Below are 17,845 nucleotides of genomic sequence, written 5' to 3'. Positions count from 1 at the left end.
GTCCCAGAGATGCTACAGCACCGCAGAAAGCGGGATCGGCCCCTGCGGAAGTTCCACAGAGGCCGATCATAATCCCAGGTCAGCAGGGCGAAAGCGTAGCAACTGATGGCAGATCGGAACTCGACTGACGAGCCAGATCAGAAGCTGCGAGGATAAATCCCTGGTCAGAAGCCCGTTTTAGACATTGAATCTGAATTCAACCACGTCGCCGTCCCGCATCACGTAGTCCTTGCCCTCCATGCGCACCTTGCCGGCGGCCTTGGCATCAGCCATAGAGCCGGCAGCGATCAGGTCTTCGAAGCTCACGATCTCCGCCTTGATGAAACCGCGCTGGAAGTCGGTGTGGATCACGCCGGCAGCCTCGGGCGCCGTCGCGCCGACCGGGATGGTCCACGCGCGCGTCTCCTTCGGCCCGGCCGTCAGGTACGTCTGCAAGCCGAGGGTGGAGAAGCCCACGCGAGCCAGCTGGTTCAGCCCGGACTCGTCCTGCCCGGCCATCTCCAGCATCTCGGCGGCCTCCTCCTCGGAGAGCTCCACGAGGTCGGACTCGAGCTTGGCGTCCAGGAACACGGCGTCGGCGGGGGCCACCAGATCACGCAGCTCCTGCTGCTTGGCCTCGTCCCCCAGCACACCCTCATCCGAGTTGAACACGTAGATGAACGGCTTGGCGGTGAGCAGGCTCAGCTCCCGCAGCCGGTCCATGTCCAGCTTGTCCTTGTCCTTCGCCGCGAAGATCGTCTCGCCCCGCTCCAGCACCGCGAGCGCGGCCTGGAGCGCCTCGAGGTCGGCGGGCTCCTTCTTCTTGCCCTTGACCTCCTTCTCGACGCGCGGGATCGCCTTCTCCACGGTCTGCATGTCCGCGATGATCAGCTCGGTGTTGATGGTCTCCATGTCCGAGGCCGGGTCCACCTTGCCGTCCACGTGGACGACGTCGCCGTCGTCGAACGCGCGCACCACCTGGGCGATCGCGTGGGCCTCACGGATGTTCGCCAGGAACTGGTTGCCCAGGCCCTCCCCCTCGGAGGCGCCCTTCACGATGCCGGCGATGTCCACGAAGGACACCGTGGCCGGCAGGATCCGCTCGGAGCCGAAGATCTCGGCCAGCTGGGGCAGCCGCTCGTCCGGCAGGTTCACCACGCCCACGTTCGGCTCGATCGTCGCGAACGGGTAGTTCGCCGCGAGCACGGTCTGGCGCGTCAGCGCGTTGAACAGGGTCGACTTGCCCACGTTGGGCAGTCCCACGAATCCGATAGTCAAAGCCACAGTCCGGCAGTCTACCGGCGGGCCCGCCGCGGCGGAGGCGTCCCGCACCGGCCCCGTTCCGTGGGCAGAACCGGCAGCCCCGCCCGGTCCGTGGGCAGAAAGCGCGCTCTCCCCTGTTCCCGGGGCAGAACCGGCAGGGTTTTCGCTTTCGGGGGCAGAAACCTTCGCTCTCCTGCCCACGGAACCCAGAGGCCCGGCGGCCACGGGGCCCGGCAGCCCCAGCCCCCGCCCCCACGCGCCCACGGAACCCAGAGACCCGCACCGCCCAGCACGCATCCCCGCCCAGATGACCGATCCGTAGGGTGGGCGGGCCGCCCAGACCCCGACGAGAGGAAGCACACCTGTGTCTGCCGACCAGAGGACGACAGCCGAGACCAGAGGACGACAGCCGAGACCGCGGGGCCACCGGGTCCACCCCTCGCCAAGTCCCGCGGCACCGTGCGCCTGCGCTCCAACGACTACCGGGACGAGCCGGTCGTGGACCCGCGCTACTTCACCGACCCGGAGGGCCACGACATGGCCGTCGCGGTGGCCAGCATCCGGCTGGCCCGGGAGATCGTCTCCCAGCCGGCCATGGCGGCGTGGGCGGGGCGCGAACTGGCCCCGGGCGAGCAGGCGCAGACGGACGAGGAGATCGCCGACTACGTGAAGCGGACCCACAACACCGTGTACCACCCGGGGGGCTCGGTGCGCATGGGCGCCGACGACGACGCCATGAGCCCCCTGGACGCCCGCCTGCGGGTCAAGGGCGTGACGGGTCTGCGCGTGGCCGATGCCTCCGTGATGCCCGAGCACGTGACCGTGAACCCCAACATCACGTGCTTCATGATCGGTGAGAAGGCGGCGCAGCTGATCCTGGCCGACCGCGCCTGACCACCACGCAGATGCGGCGGGCCCCCGGTGGGGGCCCGCCGCATTCGCGTTCGGGGGACGGGCCGCGCGCCGGTCGCGGGCGCGGCTCCGTCAGAGGGCGATCACTCGCCGGAGGCCTCGGCGGCGGAGCCCTCCACGGCCTCACCCTCTACGGCCTCACCCTCCACCTGGGCGGCGGAGCCGGTGTGCTTGACCTGGATCTTGCGCGGCTTGGCCTGCTCGGCCACCGGGATGGTCAGCAGCAGCACGCCGTCGCTGTAGTCGGCCTCGATCTTGTCCAGGGCCAGGCCCTGGCCGAGGTTGAGCTGGCGGGCGAAGGTGCCGGCCGGACGCTCCTTGGTGAGCCAGCGACGGTCCTCCCCGGCGGGGGCCTCCTTGCGCTCGGCGCGGACGGTGAGCGTGCGCTCCTCGACGTCCACGTCGATCGAGCTCGGGTCCACGCCCGGCAACTCCACCTCGGCGACGAACACGTCGCCCTCGCGGTAGAGGTTCATGGGCATGGAGGCGGCGCCGGAGGTGCGGGCGAAGCCGGTCATCAGGCGCTCCATCTCGCGGAACGGATCAATGGGACGAGCCATGGTCGATCACTCCTCATGCAGGGCGGGCCGCTCCGGTTGAGCGGCGACTGTCCTGTGCAACGCCGTCCCCCCACGGGGTATTCCACGGAGTTGAGTCAGCCCCGCTCAACCCTGTCCAGGGCCGTCCGGAACGCGGCCTCCGCCGTGTCGCCGTAGGGCACGAACAGCACCTCTTCCACGGTGCCGCCCACCTCGTCCGCCATCGCGTGGCAGGTCTCGACGGCGATCCGCGCCGCGTCCTCCATGGGCCAGCCGTAGATCCCCGCGGAGATCGCCGGGAACGCGACCGTCCGGGCGCCGAGCCCGGCCGCCACCTTCAGGGACTCGCGGTAGCACGAGGCGAGGGTGTCGGATTTGTCGATCGTCTTGGCCCACACCGGGCCCACCGTGTGGATGACCCAGCGCGCGGGCAGGCGCCCCGCCGTCGTCGCCACGGCCTGCCCGGCGGGCAGCCCCTCCGGCAGGTCGGTCTCGCGCAGGCGGCGGCACTCGGCCAGGATCTCGGGGCCGCCGCGCCGGTGGATGGCGCCGTCCACGCCTCCGCCGCCGAGCAGGGTGGAGTTGGCGGCGTTGACGACGGCGTCCGCGTGCGTGGCCGTGATGTCCCCGGGGGCGATGGTGAGCTGCATGGACTCACGCTAGGCGCGGGTGGGCGCCGTCGGACAGGGCCGGTAGCCTCGGCCCCATGAGCACCCCGACGCCCACCGGACCGACCCCCACGCCTCCCGGCGGCGAGCTGCTGCCGCTGATCAGCCTCGCGGTGGAGCACGTGTTCGACACGCTCGGCCGGCAGTCCGTGTTCGCCCCGACGATCCTCGCCGTCGCCGCCGACGGCCAGCGCGGCATGTGGGAGCACCCGGACCTCGAGCCCGAGCAGGCGGCCGCCACGGTCGCGAAGATCAGCCCGCGCCCCACGCGGGCGGTGGCGGTATTCGACGGCGAGATCGAGACGGCCGACGGGCCCCGCCCGGCCGTCGCGGTGGAGGCCTTCGACGCCGCCGCCCTGGCCTCGACCCGCATGGTCTTCCCGTATCTGCCCGGCGTGGCCGCGGCGGGCATCGCCGCCCGCGTCGACGGCGACCCGCAGGTCGTGGCCAACGGCCCCAACCCGCTCTTCGGCTGAGCCGCCCACCACGACGACGGCGCGCCGCCGCCTAACGTGTCCCTGCGGCCTGCGAGGGTGGGGGCATGGAGATCCTCAGCCTGCTGCTCGCCCTCATCCTCGGACTTGTGCTGGGCGCCCTGGTGGGCGCGTGGCTCATGTGGCGCCGGGCCGCCGGCGGCGGTGAGGAGGCCCGCCGGGCCCAGGCCGAGCTGGCCGCGCTGCGCACCGAGCACCAGGGGGCGCGAGAGGAGCTCGCGGCCGCCCGGGCGGAGCAGCGCGCGCTCACGGCCGCGCGCGCCGAGGACGCCGAACGCCAGCGCGCGGAGTCCCAGGTGATGTCCACGCTCGCCCCGCTGGGCCAGCGGCTGGCGGCCCTCCAGGAGCAGGTGAGCGTGCTGGAACGGGATCGGGCGTCCCAGTTCGGCCGGCTCGGGGAGCAGCTCCGCGCCGCCGCGGCCACCGACCGGGACCTGCTGAACCAGACCACGTCGCTCATGGCCACGCTCAAATCCACCTCCGCGCGGGGCCACTGGGGCGAGGCACAGCTGCGGCGGGTCGTCGAGGCGGCGGGCATGCTCCACCACGTGGACTTCACGGAGCAGGCCACGCTGTCCGGCAAGGACGGCGAGCGCCTCCGCCCGGACCTCGTGGTGTCCCTGCCCGGCGGCAAGGCCATGGCCGTGGACGCCAAGGCCCCCATCGGGGACGCGCTGGCCGCCGAGGCCCTCGCGGACGAGCCCGGCGAGGAGGCGTACGAGCGGCGCCAGGCGCTGGCCGCCCAGCACGCCGCGGCCGTGCGCCGCCACGTGGACCAGCTCTCCGGGAAGTCCTACTGGGCCGGCCTCGAGCACTCCCCCGAGCTGGTCCTGTGCTTCCTGCCCGCCGAGTCGCTCCTGGCCGCGGCCCTGGACGCGGACCCCGGGCTGCTGGACCACGCGTTCTCCCGGAACGTCGCGCTCGTCGCCCCCGTCTCCCTCCTGACCGCCCTGAAGTCCGTGGCCTATGCCTGGCGGCAGGACACCCTGGCCGAGAACGCCCACACCGTGGTGGCCAGCGCGAAGGACCTCTACGAGCGCCTCGGCACGCTCGGCACCCACCTGGACCGCATGGGCGGCTCCCTCAAGACCGCCGTGGACCGCTACAACCAGCTCGTCGGCAACGTCGAGTCGCGCGTGCTCCCCGCCGCCCGGCGCCTCCGCGACGCCGACCCGGGCCTGGCCCCCACGCCGGACATCCGCACGCTCGAGTCCGCGCCCCGGCCCCTGGCCGCCCCGGAACTGGTCGCGGGCGTGGAGGAGGACGAGCTGCGCCGTCGTCGGGCGGAGCCGGCGCGGGAGGCGTGAGCGGGGCCGGGCGGATGGGCCGTCGCGGCCCTGACGTCGTCTTTCCGTGCCCCGGGCCACTTGCTACCGTGAAACTCACAGAGAATTGCCAGGCCGCGCCGAGGGCCTGACCTGATGAGGAGGCCCCATGCAGTCCCGCCCGCTCCCCCCGCCGAGCAACGTCAACGAGCACGTCTCCCGCTTCGACCCCCGAGCGGCCGCCCAGGAGTTCGAACACGAGCTCTCCCCGGGCATGCGTGACGAGCCGCTGCCCGGCGGCGAGAATGTCAAGCGCATCATCGGCCTCGTGGCCGGCCCCCTGCTCGCCGTCGCCCTGTTCCTGCTGATGCCGGGCGACCTCGGCGTCTGGCCCCGCCTCGTCGCCGCCACCGCCGTGCTCATGGCCGTGTGGTGGATGACCGAGGCCCTGCCCATCCCCGCCACCGCCCTGCTGCCGCTCGTCGTCTTCCCGCTCGGCGTGCCCGCCGAGGAGTCCGACGGCGGCATCACCTTCGACGCCGTCGGCGCGAGCTACGGCAACAACATCATCTTCCTGTTCATGGGCGGCTTCATGCTCGCCCTGGCCATGCAGCGCTGGAACCTGCACCGGCGCATCGCGCTCGGCGTCCTGAAGTTCATGGGCGCCAGGACCGTGAACCTCGTCCTGGGCTTCATGATCGCCACCGGGTTCATCTCCATGTGGGTGTCCAACACCGCCACCGCCGTGATGATGCTCCCCATCGGCGTGTCCATCCTCGTGCTCGTCCAGCGCTACGGCACGGACGGCGCCCTGACCGGGGACGAGGCAGCGGACCAGGCCGCCCGCCCCACCGCGCCCGCATCCGCGCCCGGCGAGGCCCCCACGCAGGCCGAGATCCGCTCCCTCACGAAGACGAACTTCGGCACCGCGCTCATGCTCGGCATCGCCTACGCCGCGTCCATCGGCTCGCTCGGCACCATCATCGGCACCCCGCCCAACACCCTGCTCGCGGGTCACATGGCCGCCGAGCACGGCGTGGAGATCGGCTTCGGCCAGTGGATGCTGGTCGGCGTGCCGATCGCCGTCGTGCTGCTCTTCGCGTGCTGGTTCCTGCTCACCCGCGTGCTGTTCCGCCCGGAGATCGACGTGGTCCCCGGCGGCCGCGACCTGATCGCCACCGAGCTGGCCCGCCTCGGCCGCATGAGCGCCCCCGAGGCCAAGGTCCTCGCCGTCTTCATCCTCGCCGCGCTGGCCTGGATCACCGTGCCGCTGATCTCCGAGTACGTCCTGGACCTGACGTCCCCGCTGCTCTCGGACGCGGCCATCGCCATGGTCGTCGGACTCATCCTGTTCCTCCTGCCGGCCGGCGGCGGGGCCGGGCGCGGCGTGCGCCTGCTCGACTGGGAGGCCGCGAAGGAGCTGCCGTGGGGCGTGCTCCTGCTGTTCGGCGGCGGCCTGGCCCTGTCCGGTCAGTTCTCCAAGTCGGGCCTGTCCACGTGGCTCGGTGAGCAGGTCAAGGGCCTCGGCGACATCCCCGTGTGGGTGCTCGTGGTGATCGCCGCCGTCGGCATCCTGCTGCTGACCGAGATGACCTCGAACACGGCCACCGCGGCCACGTTCCTGCCCGTCGCCTCCGGCGTGGCCCTGGGCACCGGCGTCGCCCCGCTCATGCTGGCCGCGCCCGTCGCCCTCGCCGCGACCTGCGCGTTCATGCTGCCCGTGGCCACCCCGCCGAACGCCATCGCGTACGGCTCCGGCTACGTGACCATCGGCCAGATGGTGAAGGGCGGCGTGTGGCTGAACATCATCGCCGCCGTGCTGATCTCCATCGCGTCGATGACCCTGCTCGTCTGGGTCTTCGGGCTCTGAGTCCCTGACCACCCGTCGGCCCGGCACGCCGAGGCCCGCAGACTCGCCGCTTCGCCGGCGTCGTGACGGCGAGTCTGCGGGCCTCAGCGAGGAGACGAGGGGCGCGCTCAGGCCTCGGTGTCGCGGCGACGTCCGCCGAGCGAGCGGGACTCGTCGCCCACCCGCTTGAGTTCGGCGCGCAGCTCCTTGGGCAGGGAGAAGATGATGTCCTCCTCGGCGGTCACCACCTCGTCCACCTGCCCGTAGCCGTACTCGGCCAGCAGCGCGAGCACCTCCTGGACCAGCACCTCGGGCACGGACGCGCCCGAGGACAGGCCCACGGTGGCCACGCCCTCGAACCAGGACTCGTCCACCTGGTTGGCGAAGTCCACGCGCTCGGCGCGGGAGGCCCCGTACTCCGCGGCGACCTCCTTGAGGCGCACCGAGTTCGAGGAGTTCGCCGAGCCCACGATGATCACCAGGTCGCACTCCGGCGAGATCGACTTGATGGCCGCCTGCCGGTTGGAGGTGGCGTAGCAGATGTCGTCCGAGGGCGGGTCCTGCAGGTTCGGGAACCGCTCGCGCAGCACGGAGACGATCTCGAGGGTCTCGTCCACGGAGAGCGTGGTCTGGGAGAGCCAGATCAGGTTGTCCGGGTCCTCCACCTGGACGGTCCGGGCCTCGGCGACGTCGTTGATCACCGTGGTGTGCTCGGGCGCCTCGCCGAACGTGCCCTCGACCTCCTCGTGACCGTCGTGGCCGATCAACAGGATCCGCTTGTCCTGCTTGGCGAAGCGCACGGCCTCGCGGTGCACCTTGGTCACCAGCGGGCACGTGGCGTCGATGGTGCGCAGGTTGCGCTGGGCGGCCTCCTCGACGACGGCCGGGGACACGCCGTGCGCGGAGAACACGGTCAGGGCGCCCTCGGGCACCTCGTCCAGCTCGTCGACGAACACCACGCCGCGCTCGGTCAGGGTGTCCACGACGTGCCGGTTGTGGACGATCTCCTTGCGCACGTACACGGGGGCGCCGTGGTGCTCGAGGGCCTTCTCGACGGCGACGACGGCGCGGTCCACGCCGGCGCAGTAGCCACGGGGGGCGGCCAGCAGCACGCGCTTCTCACCGGACACGGGCGCGGCCGCCTCGACCTCCTCACGGGGACGACGAACGCGCGGGACCTGCGGCATCCCGAGGCCGACGGCGGACGGACGGGCGGAGACGGAGGGAGCGGACATGCCCTCCATGCTATCGGCCGGGGCGCAGACCGGGCCCGGGCTTCGCCGCGGGCTCAGCGCGACGTGACGTCGGCCGCGGTGTGGGAGCGGCCCACCACGGGGGAACCGTCCGCCGGGGCGGCACGGACCCGGCCACGCCGAGCGACCCACAGCTCCGCCAGGGCCAGCAGCAGGCCCGCGGCCAGCACGATCCAGCCCAGGGTGGTCAGGGTCTGGGGGTAGGGGGCGACGGCGGCTGCGAACGCCGGGCCCGCGGCCTCCTCCATCTGCTGGACGAACGCGACCACCCCCGGGGAGGCCCCCTCGGGCGCCGTGAGGTGGACCGCGTCCGGACCCAGACGGGCGCCGCCGATCAGCCCGCCGGCCAGGGCGACCACACCCGCCACGGCCACGGCGAGGCCCCGCCGCCGTCGGGGGGCGAGCAGCAGGGCCCCCACGAGCGCCAGCACGGAGGCGGCGGCGGCCCAGCGCCAGTGCGCGGAGGCGTCCACCCAGCGGTGCACAGTGGCCCGGTCCGTGCCGGCCAGGGCGTCGATGCGCGCGTTCATGCGCAGCGCGGTGCTGTCCCGCAGGTCCGCGGCGCGGTCGTACAGGGGCGCCAGCAGCGTGTCCGCGGCCCAGTCGCCGACGTCCGCGCCCACGATCCTCTCCAGCAGCCCCTGCGCGGGCAGGTCGAACCGGTCCTCGCGCAGGTCACGTTCGATGTCGCCCAGGGCGGCGGTGATCCCGGACTGCGCGACGGGACCGAACGGGATGGTCACGTCCGCGCCCGAGCCGGGCTCGTCCGCGCCCTGCGGGTCCTCGAGCTGGGCGAGCCAGGCGCGCCGGGCCTCGTCGGCGGTGTCGGACCAGCCCTGCACCACCTGCGGGTCGTCCGCCACGCGCTGGGCCAGCGGGCGCAGCAGGTCCTCGGCCGTCTGGGCCAGCGGGCCCGGCACCTGCTCGGGGATGGCGTCGTGCACGACGTCGTCGATCACGCCCGGCACGGCGGCGCGGACCTCGGGGTCCACGGCGACCTGCTCCGTCACCCCGCGCAGCAGCTCCGGGCGGTGCGTCGCCTCGTCGACGAGGGCGCCGGCCGTCGCGAGCACCGCCAGCAGGCCCGCCAGGGCCGCGACGAGGAGGCTGAGGGTGGTGCGCATGGGGTCCTTTCCGTTCCGTTCCGACCCCGTCGAGCGTACCGATCCTGGCCGGAGGTTCCCCGGTCTGAGCGCCCCGACCGGGTCGGCGGCGGGTCCGGGGGACGCCCGGGCGCCGTCTTGCGCGTCCGGCGAGGGCGGTACGGTGGGCCCGTGCCCGGGCGGACCGGGCACGGACAGGAGGGACCCGGATGGACCAGCCCGTGACCGAGGGCGCCTCGGCGGCGCCGGACGTGCCCGTCTCGGCACCCGCCCGCGCGGGCGAGACCTCCGCTGAGCGGCCGTGGCCCCTGCGCCGGCTCTCCGAGAACCTCAAGGCCCACATCGAGCGCGCCCCCGCCACGTGGATCGAGGGCCAGCTGATCGAGTTCAAGAACAACCGCGGCAACGTCTACATGACCATGCGGGACCTCGAGGAAGAGGTCTCCCTGCCGCTCACCGCCTGGCGGAACGTCGCCATGACCCTGGACGGGACCGTCCAGCAGGGCTCCCGCGTGGTGGCGCGCGTGAAGCCGAACTTCTGGCTCAAGGCCGGGCGGCTGTCCATGAACGTGCAGGAGATGCGCCCGGTCGGCCTCGGCGATCTGCTGGCCCGCGTGGAGCTGCTGCGCCGGGCCCTCGCCGAGGAGGGGCTGACCTCCCCCGCGCGCAAACGGCCGCTGCCCCTGCTCCCCCACCGGATCGGGCTCATCACCGGCCGTGACTCGGACGCGAAGAAGGACGTGCTGCGCAACACCCTGCTGCGCTGGCCCGCCGCCGAGTTCGAGATCCGTGAGGTCGCCGTGCAGGGCGCCGAGGCCCCGCGGCAGGTGGCCGCCGCGCTCGCCGAGCTCGACGCCGACCCGGCCGTGGACGTCATCGTCATCGCCCGCGGCGGCGGCGCGCTCGAGGAGGTCGTGCTCCCCTTCTCGGACGAGGCACTGGTGCGCGCCGTGGCGGCGGCGCGCACGCCCGTCGTGTCGGCGATCGGCCACGAGGCGGACCGCCCGGTCCTCGACGACGTCGCCGACCTGCGCGCCTCCACGCCCACGGACGCGGCCAAGCGGATCGTCCCGGACGCGGCCCAGGAGGCCGCGGGACTCGCCGACGCGCGCCTGCGGCTGGCCGCGGCCGTCGAGCGCCGCGTGCGCGCCGAGGCCGAGGGGCTCGCGGCCCTGCGCTCCCGACCCGTGCTGGCCCGCCCGCACGTGATGGTGGACACCCGGCAGGAGGAGACGGACCGGTGGCGCGAGCGCGGCCGGTCCGCCCTCGGCCACCGGCTCGTCCGCGAGGAGGACGCCCTCACGCAGCTGCGCGCCCGTGTCCGCGCCCTGTCCCCGCAGCGCACCCTCGACCGCGGCTACGCCGTGGTCCAACACGCCGGGCAGGTCGTGCGCGACGCGGGCCAGGTCGCCACGGACGACCGACTCGACATCCTCGTGGCGGCCGGGCGGATCGCCGCGGACGTCGTCGCGACGCATCGGACCACCCCGACCCCATCCCACGAGAGGACACGACAGGCATGAGTGAACAGGGCATGGAGCAGACGCAGGACGCGGGCCGCCCCAGCGGCGTGGAGGGCTTCACCTCCGCGGACGTCTCGGACGTGGCCCGGATGAGCTACGAGCAGGCGCGTGCCGAGCTGGTGGAGACCGTGGGGAGGCTGGAGGCCGGTGGCGCCGGCCTCGAGGAGTCCCTGGCCCTGTGGGAGCGCGGGGAGGCGCTGGCCGACCGCTGCCAGGCCTGGCTCGACGGCGCCCGCGCCCGCCTCGACCAGGTGCGCGGCGAGGCCGCCCCCGACGCCGACTGACCACGCCCCCCACTTTCGTTCGGAAAACGGCGGCCTCCGCGGCGCTTTCGGTCGAGAAACGGCGGCCTCCGCGGCGCTTTCGTTCGAGAAACGGCGGGGGCGGGGGCCAACGGCCCCCGCCCCACGCGGCTTGCTCCCGACGTCGGTCAGGCGGTCTGATCCTCGTGCTTGCCCTCGCCCAGCTCCTCCACGAGCTTGGCGTTGAAGGCGTCGAGGTCGTCCGGGGTGCGCGAGGTGGTCAGCCCGCTGTCCACGACGACCTCCTCGTCCACCCACTGGGCGCCCGCGTTCTTCAGGTCAGACTCCAGGGACGCGTAGCTGGTCAGACGGCGGCCGTCCACGACGCCGGCCTCGATCAGGGTCCACGGGGCGTGGCAGATGGCCGCCACCGGCTTGTGCTGCTCGAAGAAGGCACGCACGAATGCCTGGGCGTCCGTGTCGATGCGCAGGGCGTCCGCGTTCAGGGTGCCGCCCGGCATCACGAGGCCGTGGAAGTCCTCGGCCTTGGCGTCCTTCACCGTGGTGTTCACCTCGAAGGACTCGCCGTGCTCCCAGTCGGACTTCATCGCGGTGATGGTGCCGGACTTCGGGGAGACGAGCACGGGGGTCGCACCCGCGGCGATCACGGCCTCCCACGGGGAGGTCAGCTCGACCTGCTCGACACCGTCGGTCGCGAGGAACGCGACGGTCTTGCCGGACAGCGGGGCGTTCTGGACAGCGTTCTCAGTCATGAGTGCACCTTTCGGATCGGGTCCGGCGCGCCTCTGCGGCGCCCGGTGTTCCTCCATCCACTCACCGCGGCCCCGGGCTTGGCAAGGTCCGACCACCACTGCCCCGCCCACCGCGACGACGGCGGCGCTCAGCCCGCCAGCAGGCGACGGCGGGCCGCCGCGACGTCGAAGTCGGCCTCCGGCCAGTCCAGCCCCATCCCCTGCAGGGTCTCGATGATCAGCTGCTGCACCGCCAGCCGCGCGAACCACTTGCGGTCCGCCGGCACGATGAACCACGGCGCGTCCTCGGTGTCCGTCCGCTCGATCGCGATCCGGTACGCGTCCGTGTACTGGTCCCAGTACGCGCGGTCGTCGAGGTCGCCCTCGCTGAACTTCCAGTGCTTCGTGGGGTCGTCCAGGCGGGCCAGCAGGCGCTCGGCCTGCTCCTCCGGCGAGATCCGCAGCATCACCTTGACGATCCGCGTCCCCGCGGCGCGCACGGCCGCCTCGAACTCGCGGATCGCCCCGTAGCGCTCCTCCACCTCGGCCAGCGGGGAGAGCCCGCGCACGCGGTGCACGAGCACGTCCTCGTAGTGCGAGCGGTCGAACACGGAGACCAGGCCGGGCCGCGGCAGATGCGGTCGGATGCGCCACAGGAAGTCGTGGGCGCGCTCCTCCGGGGTCGGCACCTTGAACGCGTGCAGGTGGACGCCCTGCGGGTCCATCGCCCCGATCACGTGGCGCATGATCCCGCCCTTGCCGGCGGTGTCCATGCCCTGCAGGATCACCAGCAGGGACGGCACCTCTCCCACGGGCGCGTCGCGCACCGACTGGGCGAACAGCAGCTCCTGCAGGTCGGCGAGCGCCCGGCCGCGCGCGGCCAGGTCCTTCTTGCCCTTCGCCTTGTCCCCGCCGTAGCCGGGCGTCGCGGCGGCGTCGACGTCGGCCGGGCCCCGGACCTCGTCCCCGCGGCGGGCGGCGAACAGCTCCCGCGCGGGGGCGTCGAAGACGCCGTCGTCGTCGGTGGCGCGGGCGGGCCGGCCCGCCGCGGTGGCCGGGGTGTCAGCCATGGCGCTCCCTCCAGTCCTCGAGGAAGTCCTCGAGGCGGTCCAGGGCCACGCTCAGGTCCTTCACGCTGGGCAGCGTGACGAGCCGGAAGTGGTCGCTGTGCGGGTAGTTGAACGCCCCGCCGTGCGAGACGAGGATCTTCTTCGCCCGCAGCAGCTCGATGACGAACGCCTCGTCGTCGTCGATCGCGTAGACCTCCGGGTCCAGCCGCGGGAACAGGTAGAGGGCGCCGTGAGCCGGCTGCACGGACACGCCGGGGATGGCGTTCAGGCGGTCCTGGGCGAGGTTGCGCTGCTCGAGCAGTCGACCGCCGGGCAGGACGAGGTCGTTGATGGACTGGTAGCCGCCCAGTGCCACCTGGATGGCGTGCTGCGCCGGCACGTTGGCGCACATCCGCATGTTGGCCAGCAGGGTCAGGCCCTCGAGGAAGTCGGCGGCCCGGTGCTTCGGCCCGGACACGGCCACCCAGCCGGAGCGGTAGCCCGCCACCCGGTACGCCTTGGACAGGCCGGAGAACGTCAGGGTGAGCACGTCGTCGGACAGGCCGGCGGCGTTGATGTGGCGGGCGCCGTCGTAGGTGATCTTCTCGTAGATCTCATCCGCCATGAGGACGAGGTTGTGGCGGCGGGCCACGTCCACGATGCCCTGCAGCACGGCGCGGGAGTAGACCGCGCCGGTGGGGTTGTTCGGGTTGATCAGGACGATGCCCTTGGTGCGCTCCGTGATGAGGGACTCGATGTGCTCGAGATCGGGCTCCCAGCCCTCCTCCTCGACGCAGCGGTAGTGCACCGCCCGGCCCCCGGCCAGGGTGGTGGCGCCGGTCCACAGCGGGTAGTCGGGCGAGGGGACGAGGATCTCGTCGCCGTCGTCGACCAGGGCCTGCAGGACCATCGTGATCATCTCGGACACGCCGTTGCCGATGAACACGTCGTCCACGCCGATGTCCCGGATGCCCCGGGACTCGTAGTACTGCGAGACGGCGGTGCGCGCCGAGTAGATGCCCTTGGAGTCCGAGTAGCCCTGCGCGTGCGGTAGGTGCTGGTGCATCGCCGCCAGGACGGCGTCCGGCGCCTCGAAGCCGAACGGGGCCGGATTGCCGATGTTCAGCCTCATGATCCGGTGGCCCGCGGCCTCCATCCGCTGCGCCTCCTCCAGAATGGGGCCGCGCACGTCGTAGCGGACGTTCAGCAGCTTGGCGGACTGGCGGATCTGGCGGGGATGCGGGGTCGGCATGCCCCCATCATGGCACCCCCCGGGCGGTGTGCATCACAGTCGCGGTCGTGCGACGCGGGCCGGCACCCCTCCCCCGTGCGGGCTCAGAACCAGGAGCCGCGGGGCACGAACCAGTCCTCGGGCGCGTCCTCCAGGCCGTGGTCCACCAGCCAGTACTGCGCGGCCTCGGCGACCGGAAGCGGGTCGTCGCCCGTGGTGAGCCGTTCGAGCTCGCGCAGGCCGTCGCCGTCGAGGGCGGACATCACCTCGGCGATGCGCCGTTCGGCGTCGTCGTCCAGCGTCGCGGCGGAGCCGACGGCGGTCAGCCGCCCCTCCGGGAGCACGCGGCCGTCGTCCTCGAGCGGGACGAGCGTGTTCGCGTCGATCTCCGGATCCGTGCCGGTCAGCAGCGCGACCTGGGCCTCGTCCGCGACGACGGCGGCGGTCGGGTCCTCGGTGTCGGCCAGCCAGGTCTCGGGGCGGCAGCCGGCGAGCCGGTCCAGGCGGGCGCGCAGGGCCGTGGCCGCGTCCGGGTCCGCCGCGGCGGTCAGGGGCGGGGGTGCGACGGCGGTGAGCGACTCGCACCAGCCGTTGAGGTCCGTGATCGACTCGAGCTCGAGCCGGGCCGCGGTGGTCTGGGTGACGACCGCGGTCAGGCGCAGCACGCCCGCCGACGAGGACAGCACCGCCGGGGCCTCGTCCTGCGGTGTCCCCGCCGCGGCCGTCTGCCCGGCGAGCAGCGTCCCCAGGACGCGCCCGGCCGCCGGGGCGTCGGCCGCGGGGTCGCCGACGGGCAGCGCGGTGGGGCTCGGGGCGGCGGTCGAGGCGGTGGCCGAGGGGGTGGGCACAGCGTCCGTGGACGTGCCGGCCTCCGTCCCGGTCGGCGTCGACGACGGCGACGGCGGGGACGGCAGCGCCGCTGCGGGGTCGGCGGCGACGGCCAGGGCCAGGGTGTCCACGACGGCGACCGTGTCCCCGCCGGCGGCGGACCACGCGGGCTGCTCCACGGCGACGCCGTCCTCGTCCGCCACGGCGTGGCCGTGCAGGCGCAGGTGACGGGACAGGACCGCCGCGACGGCGGCCTCGAGGCCCTCGCCGCCGTGCACGACCGTGATCGGCGCGCCTGACGCGGAGGGCGTCGGCGGGGCGTCCGCCTGCCGCCCACACGCCCCCAGGGCCAGCGACAGCACGAGGGCCGAGGCGGCGAGGGCCGCGGGGCGGCGGTGGGCGGGGCGGCTCACGCCGCCACCCCGGCACGGGCGAGCGCCTCGGTGACCCAGGAGGCGGTGCGCAGCCCGCTGAGCTCCGCGAGGTCGAACCAGCGCGCGTCCGTCGAGGATCCGCCGACCTCAGGGCGCAGGACGCCGCCCGTGATGCGGGCGGTGTAGAGGACCTGCACGGTGAGCAGCGGCAGCGGCTCGCCCCGCAGGCGCTTCTCCACCGGGATCGTCCCGGTCGTGACGCCCAGCAGGCCCGTGAGCTCGGCGGTGTGGCCGGTCTCCTCCCAGACCTCGCGCAGGCACGCCTCCTCCGGGCTCTCGCCGAGCTCGATGCCGCCACCGGGCAGCGTCCACTGCAGGAACTCGGGCCCCTGCCACGAGCTGAGCAGGACGCGGCCGCCGTCCACGATCAGGGCGTAGGCGCCGGCGCGCGTCTGGAACGGGCCGGCGGGGTGTGCTCCGGCGGCGTCCGGGGCGGCGGGGGTGGTGCTCATGGCTGCGGGCTCCTGGCGGCAGTGGGACGGCCCGCGGCGGGCGACGCTGCGGGCCCGGCCAGTCTACGAGCACCGCCCACCGCGAACAGCGGCACGGTCCACCGACCCGCGCCCTAGGCTGGAGGACCACCCGTCCCACCCCCGGAAGGAGCAGCGCCCGTGGACACCCCGCAGGACCCGCCCCGCCGGGACGGCCCCTCCGGCGGCCCCGTGGAGCCGGCCGTCGACGCCGCCCTGGACCGGGTGCGCGCCCTGCTCCGGCAGGCCCGCGGCACCGCGGCGCCCGACGCCCCGACCGCCCTGGACGCCCGAGGCTGGTGGGAGCTCTCCCTCGAGGCCGCGCTGCGCGACGAGCCCCGGGAGTCCGCCCGCCTCGCCGACTCCGGTCTCGCCGCGCTCGGGCCCGGCCAGGACGACGTCCGCCTCGCCCTGCTGCGGGCGCTCGCCGTCGCCGCGGGCCAGGTCGGGGACGAGGCCGCCCTGACCCGCTGGGTGGAGGCCCGGGCGGCGCTGCTGCGCCACCTCGGCCGGCCCCGGCAGGCCGAGCTCGAGTCCCAGCTCGGCGCCGCCCTCGTGCGCGACCCGGACACGGTCGAGGCGGCGGTGCTGGCCGGCGTCGTGGAGGACGAGCCGGGCGCTCCCGGCGAGGACCCCGGGGACACCGTCCTGCCCGAGGCCGCCCTGGCCCTGGCCGTGCACCGCGTGCACACCGGGGACCTGGACGCCGCGCTCGAGCTGGCCCGCCGCGTCATCGGCGTCCTGGGCGGGCTGCGCGCGACCGGTGCCCTGCTGCCCACCGGCTCGTGGTCCAGCGCGCATCTGCTGCTCGCCCGCCTGCACCTGTGGCGGGGCGAGCACGCCGAGGCGGACGCGGCGGCCGCCGTCGTCACCGCGCTGCCCGCCGCCCGGGCCGTCCTCGCCTCCGCCACCACGGTGCGGGCGATCGCCGCCCACGAGCTGGACCGTCCGACGGCGGCCCTCGACCTGGCGCTCGAGGCGGCGGAGCGGATGGCCTCGGTCGGGCTGCGGCGCGGCGCCGCCTCCGCGGCGGCTCTGGCCGGGCGCGTGGCCGGCGACCTCGGCGGGTACGAGGAGGTCGCCGTGGCCGCGTGGGAGCTGGCCTCCGTGCACGCGGAGAAGGCCGAGGCGCCGGAGGCCTCGAGCCTGAGCTACTGGTGGGCGCACCAGCTCGTGCTCGCCGGCCGCGCCGACGAGGCCGAGCCCCTGCTCGCCCGGCTGGTGCGCCGCGAGGCCACCCACGGCCGGGACGTCGAGCAGGCCCGTGCCCTCGTGGACCTCGGCCACGCCCACCACGACCAGGACCGCGCCGAGAACGCGCTGCCCCTGTGGCGGGAGGCGGCCGGCCTGTTCGAGGCCCACGGCCAGTGGGAGGACGCCGCGCGCACGCTCCTGGCCGCCGGCGCCCTCGTGAACCGCGAGCGCGACGAACGCACCCGGCCCTCCGCCCTCGACCTGTTCGAGCGGGCGGTCGCGGCCGCGCGCCAGGCGGTGGACGAGGACCCGGCGGTGCTGCCGGCCGCGCTGCACGCGCACGGGTACCTGCTGTGCGAGTCCGGCCAGGCGGAGGGCCTCGACCTCCTCGAGGAGGCGCTCGTCCTCGTGCGGGACGCCGGCGCCGACTGGCAGGTGGCCGACTACACGGACACCCGCGCCCGGGCCCTGTGGTCGCTCGAGCGGGGGCCGGAGGCGATCGCCACCGCACTGCAGGCCGCCGACCTGTTCACCGCCGCCGGGGACCGCGAGGGCGCCGCGCAGGCCGAGCTCTTCGCCGCCTACGTGGTGGCCGAGGACGGCAGCCCCGAGCAGGCCGCGACGCTCTTCCGCCTGGTGTGCGACTCCACCGACTCCACGCTCGTGCGCCTCGGCGCGCTCACGGGCCTGCACCAGTGCCTGTCCGCCCTCGGGGACCACGACGGCGCCGCGCGCGTCCGGGACGAGCTCGACGCGCTCCGCGAGGGGCTCGGCGCGGACTGACCGCCGCTCGAGGG

The 17,845-nt window shown here is 74.1% G+C and carries 16 protein-coding genes and 1 pseudogene; 7 read left to right on the top strand and 10 right to left on the bottom strand.

Features of this window, described 5'->3' with window-relative positions:
* Positions 1-177: 177 nt before the first annotated feature.
* Positions 178-1,263 carry a redox-regulated ATPase YchF gene (gene ychF, locus OVA32_RS05125; RefSeq protein WP_267715644.1) on the bottom strand — a complete coding sequence of 362 codons (1,086 nt, stop codon included), beginning with the start codon at positions 1,261-1,263 and terminating at the stop codon, positions 178-180.
* Positions 1,264-1,683: 420 nt separating this feature from the next.
* Here ychF and OVA32_RS05120 point away from each other — a divergent pair.
* A pseudogene (locus OVA32_RS05120) lies at positions 1,684-2,136 on the top strand (GMC oxidoreductase); the annotation flags it as partial.
* A 101-nt stretch (positions 2,137-2,237) separates the two neighbouring features.
* Here OVA32_RS05120 and OVA32_RS05115 read toward each other — a convergent pair.
* Both OVA32_RS05115 and OVA32_RS05110 read right to left on the bottom strand, forming a co-directional pair.
* Complete coding sequence (locus OVA32_RS05115) at positions 2,238-2,714, bottom strand: Hsp20/alpha crystallin family protein (protein ID WP_061867069.1); 477 nt, start codon at positions 2,712-2,714, stop codon at positions 2,238-2,240.
* Positions 2,715-2,809: 95 nt separating this feature from the next.
* On the bottom strand, positions 2,810-3,343 hold the full coding sequence (locus tag OVA32_RS05110) for an O-acetyl-ADP-ribose deacetylase (protein ID WP_119217894.1): 534 nt from the start codon (positions 3,341-3,343) through the stop codon (positions 2,810-2,812).
* Between the two features lie 56 nt (positions 3,344-3,399).
* Here OVA32_RS05110 and OVA32_RS05105 point away from each other — a divergent pair, with 56 nt between their 5' ends.
* The 3 genes from OVA32_RS05105 to OVA32_RS05095 all read left to right on the top strand — a co-directional run bounded on the left by OVA32_RS05105 (position 3,400) and on the right by OVA32_RS05095 (position 6,990).
* A complete protein-coding gene (locus OVA32_RS05105) occupies positions 3,400-3,837 on the top strand; it encodes a hypothetical protein (RefSeq protein ID WP_051995311.1) in 438 nt (145 codons plus the stop codon).
* A 65-nt stretch (positions 3,838-3,902) separates the two neighbouring features.
* Entirely contained in the window at positions 3,903-5,162 is a 1,260-nt protein-coding gene (rmuC, locus tag OVA32_RS05100; RefSeq protein WP_134416876.1) for a DNA recombination protein RmuC, read from the top strand.
* Between the two features lie 127 nt (positions 5,163-5,289).
* Positions 5,290-6,990 (top strand): SLC13 family permease, encoded by a 1,701-nt coding sequence (locus OVA32_RS05095; protein ID WP_210078920.1) that lies wholly within the window; start codon positions 5,290-5,292, stop codon positions 6,988-6,990.
* A gap of 107 nt (positions 6,991-7,097) precedes the next feature.
* On the opposite strand, the gene OVA32_RS05090 is transcribed toward OVA32_RS05095, so the two are convergent.
* Together OVA32_RS05090 and OVA32_RS05085 are read right to left on the bottom strand one after the other, a co-directional pair.
* Positions 7,098-8,204 carry a 4-hydroxy-3-methylbut-2-enyl diphosphate reductase gene (locus tag OVA32_RS05090; RefSeq protein WP_210078921.1) on the bottom strand — a complete coding sequence of 369 codons (1,107 nt, stop codon included), beginning with the start codon at positions 8,202-8,204 and terminating at the stop codon, positions 7,098-7,100.
* A gap of 53 nt (positions 8,205-8,257) precedes the next feature.
* On the bottom strand, positions 8,258-9,346 hold the full coding sequence (locus tag OVA32_RS05085; protein WP_163721366.1) for a hypothetical protein: 1,089 nt from the start codon (positions 9,344-9,346) through the stop codon (positions 8,258-8,260).
* A 188-nt stretch (positions 9,347-9,534) separates the two neighbouring features.
* Between OVA32_RS05085 and xseA the strand changes: the two genes are divergently transcribed.
* Together xseA and OVA32_RS05075 are read left to right on the top strand one after the other, a co-directional pair.
* Positions 9,535-10,848 carry an exodeoxyribonuclease VII large subunit gene (gene xseA, locus OVA32_RS05080; RefSeq protein ID WP_210078922.1) on the top strand — a complete coding sequence of 438 codons (1,314 nt, stop codon included), beginning with the start codon at positions 9,535-9,537 and terminating at the stop codon, positions 10,846-10,848.
* Positions 10,845-11,132, top strand: a complete 288-nt coding sequence (locus OVA32_RS05075) for an exodeoxyribonuclease VII small subunit (protein ID WP_036316619.1) — start codon at positions 10,845-10,847, stop codon at positions 11,130-11,132. The genes xseA and OVA32_RS05075 overlap by 4 nt, the downstream gene beginning before the upstream one ends.
* A 146-nt stretch (positions 11,133-11,278) precedes the next feature.
* Here OVA32_RS05075 and OVA32_RS05070 read toward each other — a convergent pair whose 3' ends face one another.
* From OVA32_RS05070 to OVA32_RS05050, 5 genes are all read right to left on the bottom strand, one after another.
* Positions 11,279-11,863, bottom strand: a complete 585-nt coding sequence (locus OVA32_RS05070; RefSeq protein ID WP_036383850.1) for a type 1 glutamine amidotransferase domain-containing protein — start codon at positions 11,861-11,863, stop codon at positions 11,279-11,281.
* Positions 11,864-11,991: 128 nt separating this feature from the next.
* Positions 11,992-12,912 (bottom strand): PPK2 family polyphosphate kinase, encoded by a 921-nt coding sequence (locus OVA32_RS05065; protein ID WP_049145656.1) that lies wholly within the window; start codon positions 12,910-12,912, stop codon positions 11,992-11,994.
* Complete coding sequence (locus tag OVA32_RS05060; RefSeq protein ID WP_159833379.1) at positions 12,905-14,143, bottom strand: pyridoxal phosphate-dependent aminotransferase; 1,239 nt, start codon at positions 14,141-14,143, stop codon at positions 12,905-12,907. The genes OVA32_RS05065 and OVA32_RS05060 overlap by 8 nt, the downstream gene beginning before the upstream one ends.
* A gap of 83 nt (positions 14,144-14,226) precedes the next feature.
* On the bottom strand, positions 14,227-15,363 hold the full coding sequence (locus tag OVA32_RS05055) for a glycine betaine ABC transporter substrate-binding protein (RefSeq protein WP_144786650.1): 1,137 nt from the start codon (positions 15,361-15,363) through the stop codon (positions 14,227-14,229).
* A complete protein-coding gene (locus OVA32_RS05050; protein WP_036381048.1) occupies positions 15,360-15,836 on the bottom strand; it encodes an NUDIX hydrolase in 477 nt (158 codons plus the stop codon). The genes OVA32_RS05055 and OVA32_RS05050 overlap by 4 nt, the downstream gene beginning before the upstream one ends.
* Before the next feature lie 159 nt (positions 15,837-15,995).
* Here OVA32_RS05050 and OVA32_RS05045 point away from each other — a divergent pair, with 159 nt between their 5' ends.
* Positions 15,996-17,831, top strand: a complete 1,836-nt coding sequence (locus OVA32_RS05045; protein ID WP_095354157.1) for a hypothetical protein — start codon at positions 15,996-15,998, stop codon at positions 17,829-17,831.
* Positions 17,832-17,845 lie beyond the last annotated feature (14 nt).

Source organism: Micrococcus sp. SL257, from assembly GCF_026625585.1.
GTDB lineage: Bacteria > Actinomycetota > Actinomycetes > Actinomycetales > Micrococcaceae > Micrococcus > Micrococcus luteus.
This window is presented reverse-complemented; position numbering and strand designations above follow the sequence as displayed.